Annotated in this window: 5 protein-coding genes; all 5 read left to right on the top strand. The window is 46.6% G+C overall.

Translation table 11 applies throughout. The features are described 5' to 3' along the window. Positions 1-436: 436 nt before the first annotated feature. Positions 437-1,309, top strand: a complete 873-nt coding sequence (locus ACGF49_RS24115; RefSeq protein WP_271859821.1) for a hypothetical protein — start codon at positions 437-439, stop codon at positions 1,307-1,309. After that, positions 1,306-1,653 carry an immunity 8 family protein gene (locus ACGF49_RS24110; RefSeq protein ID WP_271859822.1) on the top strand — a complete coding sequence of 116 codons (348 nt, stop codon included), beginning with the start codon at positions 1,306-1,308 and terminating at the stop codon, positions 1,651-1,653. Before ACGF49_RS24115 ends, ACGF49_RS24110 begins: the two co-directional genes overlap by 4 nt. 43 nt (positions 1,654-1,696) lie before the next feature. Beyond that, positions 1,697-2,713, top strand: a complete 1,017-nt coding sequence (locus ACGF49_RS24105; protein ID WP_271859823.1) for a CdiA family toxin C-terminal domain-containing protein — start codon at positions 1,697-1,699, stop codon at positions 2,711-2,713. Further along, complete coding sequence (gene cdiI, locus ACGF49_RS24100) at positions 2,710-3,063, top strand: ribonuclease toxin immunity protein CdiI (protein WP_271859824.1); 354 nt, start codon at positions 2,710-2,712, stop codon at positions 3,061-3,063. Before ACGF49_RS24105 ends, cdiI begins: the two co-directional genes overlap by 4 nt. Positions 3,064-3,170: 107 nt before the next feature. Then, positions 3,171-3,647: hemagglutinin repeat-containing protein (locus ACGF49_RS24095; protein ID WP_387493177.1), on the top strand; the 477-nt coding region annotated here is incomplete at its 3' end.

The raw sequence follows: 3,647 nt of genomic DNA, 5'->3' as shown, positions 1-3,647 counted from the left end.
GGAAGGTTGGTTTCGGCTGCAAACCCTGATAGACGGCTATTTGCTGGCTAAATCAGTTGATTTGGAGATCTGATCAAGAGACAGGTGCAGCCCCCGGGGGCTTCCCTGAACCCAGCGAGGTCATGCAAAGCCGAGCCTGGTCTGAAACGCCCATGCCTCAGAGCGTCGCAGGGGCGCCGCTTGCGGGCTCTCTGCCGCCCGCGCCCGCAGAACGGGCACCCGCCGCCCAAACAAGTTGGGCGCCGTTCGCCCGTTGCCGAAAAAGGCGCTACACTGACAATGGCACGGCGGGAAAAACCGGCCTTCGGGTACGAAAAGCGCGTCAGGGAGTTTTGGGTTCGGCGGTGAACGCACATTGGAAAAATGGGGTGTAACTGACTGAGGGCATTAGGAAAATCGGCGTCCGGCGGTCAACTTTGCAATGGAATGCGTTGTTGTGGAGAATAACTCCTTGTCCGGTGACAAGGCCAGAGAATCAGTCAAACAAAGTACCGAATGGTGGAAAAATCAGGTTAGGGAAAAACTTGGTGAAGGTAAAACTTCAACGGCTGTGAATAGTGTTTTAGGTGCCCTCAATGATGCCGGTGACTTTGCTCTTACGGGCGCTGATTACCTTTTTGACGGTGCAGCCGCTATTACATCTTGTGCTATTGGGGATAATTATTGCCAGCGTGCCCTTAATGATCTAGAGGGTAAAAATCAGGCTGTCGCGGGTAGTGTGAAATCACTGATGACGGGTGAAAGTTGGCAGGCCATCAAGGAAACTGCTAAAAAAGCGGGGGAAGGTGATCAGTTAGCTTCAGAAAAACTGGGTGCAGCCATTGCTAGCGCCTTGATCCCTGGTAAGAAAGTTCCCACTGTGTCATCAGCTGTTTCTGGCACCAATAAACTTGAGTCAGCAGTAGCCAGTGCAAACAAAACGACAAGTGGTGCCGAGAATATCGCCACTTATCCGAAGTTAAAAGCAGATCTGGTTCAGCAAAATCTGGATAATATTGCAAAACAGGACTCAAGGTTGGCAGCAGCGGTAAAAGGCAGTGGTTCAACTAATCCTAATTTCTCTGTAGGAATGGGAACTGCGGCGGATGCTGATCGATTAGGTAAAATTTGGGTTGGTGATGGAGGAAAATTAGTCGATAACCAAGCTAAATGTCCCGGTTGTTGGATCAGTGCAGATGGAGTGCGCTTATATCGTCCTCCAACAAATAAGAAAAGTCAGTTCGCAGTTACTGGAGTACAGGCAAACTTCCAACTATTCGATAAATCAGGAAATGTGATCAGCAATGGTCATTTAAACGTCACCAAATGAAAGCGAATTTAAAAGCATTATGGTCGGATCATTTTTTACTAGAAGAATTTGCACCTCTGGAGAATGATAATTTTTCTTTATGGATTGAGTTATCAATTGGTGTTCATGATGAAGAAGGTGCTGATTATTTTCAAGTGCAAATATGCACTCCTGAATGGCTTTGTACACATAAATGGGAGCCAGAATTAATGCGGCATATGCTTCTAGTGCGTAAATATGATCTGGCTGAAATCCAAAAGACCATCACGGATTATATTGAACAGTGTGAAGGTAATGACTGGGTGGAGATAGCCCAAAAGCTTTCCCGTGTATTTGCCTGGGAATATGAGGATTATCAGGCTTGAGTATCAAGGAAGAGCCCAGCCTGAGCGCTGGGTTCTTCCCTTTATGAGTGAGCTGGATCGCTTCGCGCATCAGGCCCGAACCTGTGAAGGCGAAAGCTGCAAACAAGTGATCAAGGAGATGGTTGATACCAATATCCGTAATCAGCAGGAAATGATGGACTCCTGTAACAGCAACCCGAACCAGTGCGCGCAGAAGTATGGTTATCTGGTTGATCAGTGGCCGGTGTTTGAACGTACCCTCAAAAATATGGGCCGGGATGGCACATTGCCGGTTGAGTTCAGAAATTACCTGTCGGCGGTGAATACGTTAGGTCAGGCTGCCACAGGCAAGGTGGGCGAACTCGGCTGGACAAAACGCTTTGAAGCAATGGGCATAAGTAAGAAGACTGCCGCTGCGATGGCGATGACATTACCGATTGTGGTTGAGGGAACCAGAGGAGCGAAGTCCTCACCATCATCTTCTAAAGTCACGGCAAATAGCCAAGGCACTAATTGGAAAGCCAGTGAAGGGCAATACAGTCAGAAGAATCAGGGCACGGTGACGAATGTTGAACACCCAGTTGGTAAGTATGATGGGAAGCCTGTACCTAAAGCCGAAGGAAAAACGAACTATCCAGAGGGAATAAACTTTAAGATAGAACAACCTAAGCATTTAGCAACTCTTGATGGTTATAACCAGAAAAAAGGGATTTCAGGAGCACACAATGCAGATGCTTTTCATAAGGCAGCTTCTGACAATGGAGTGAAAATAGTGTCACAAACTCCTGGAACAGTGAATGGCATTACGCATATTAAATATCAAGTACCAACTAAAAACAGGGCAGGTAATTTTGATGGCGGGTATAAAAAGGAAGTCCTCGAAAAAACAGTTTATGATCCAAAAGTGTTTAGTGATAAAAGGATATTAGAATTGGGGCAGAAAGCAGCAGCTAACGGTTACCGCGATGCAATTGCTTCAGGTAAAAGAGAGTATATGGCAACCGCAAATGGTGTTAAGTTCCAAGTTTATTTAGACCAAAAAACAGGAACAGTGACTAATTTTTTCCCAGTGACGAAATGATGAATGAATATCTCTTTGAAAAGATAGACTATGATAATGACCCTAAATGGGTCATAAAGGATTTTCTTAACTCAATTAATCTATCAGAAAGGCTAATAGAGTGTGTGGAAAAGATCATTAATAGATGTGGTTTTGTTATTAATGAAACATACTGCCATTTTCCAGACTTAGAAGATCCAGATCCTGAATATCACTTTGACGGAATTATGTTTGGTGTATGGGAGGGAGAAATTATAGTGCCTGAATCTGTCGGTTTTGAGTATGTAAGACTGGCATGTGAAAAATATCTCCAATTACACCCCGAAGATGAAGACAAGGTACGTACTCTACTAGCCAAAATGCCTTATTAACATCAAGATCCCAGCCTGAGTGAACTGCCCCCGAAAGTTGGACACCCAACAAGTAGGGGGAAGTTCTGTATGAAGAATTACAGTATAAGCGTTTGCTCACATTTTAAGTGGGTACCGCTTCATCAGACCTGGTAGAACACAGCAAGCAGACCAGTAAAGGCTTACTCTCCAAATCCTCTGTCGAAACCCACGATGAGGTGCATGAACGCCGGGCGCAGAGCACCACGCTCAGCGGCGACAGCGTAACCCTACAAACCGGGAATGACCTCAACATCATCGGCAGCAACGTAGCCGGCACTCAGGATGTTAATCTGGCCGCAGGCAATCAGCTCACCATCACCACCGCTGATGAAGCCCGTCATGAAACGCACTTCAAGCAAGAGAAAAAATCCGGTCTGATGGGGACCGGCGGTATCGGCTTCACCATCGGCAAAGCCAGCCAAAAATCCACCACCGATATCGACAGTAACCTTAACAAAGGCAGCACGGTAGGCAGCAGCCAGGGCAGTGTGACATTCAGCGCCGGAAAACAGCTCAACCTTCACGGCAGTGATGTCGTGGCGGGCCGCGATACGCAACTTTCC

This window comes from Photorhabdus sp. RM96S (assembly GCF_042879335.1).
GTDB lineage: Bacteria > Pseudomonadota > Gammaproteobacteria > Enterobacterales > Enterobacteriaceae > Photorhabdus > Photorhabdus kayaii.
Note: the sequence above shows the minus strand (reverse complement) of the source record. Positions and strands in the feature narration are given on the sequence as shown.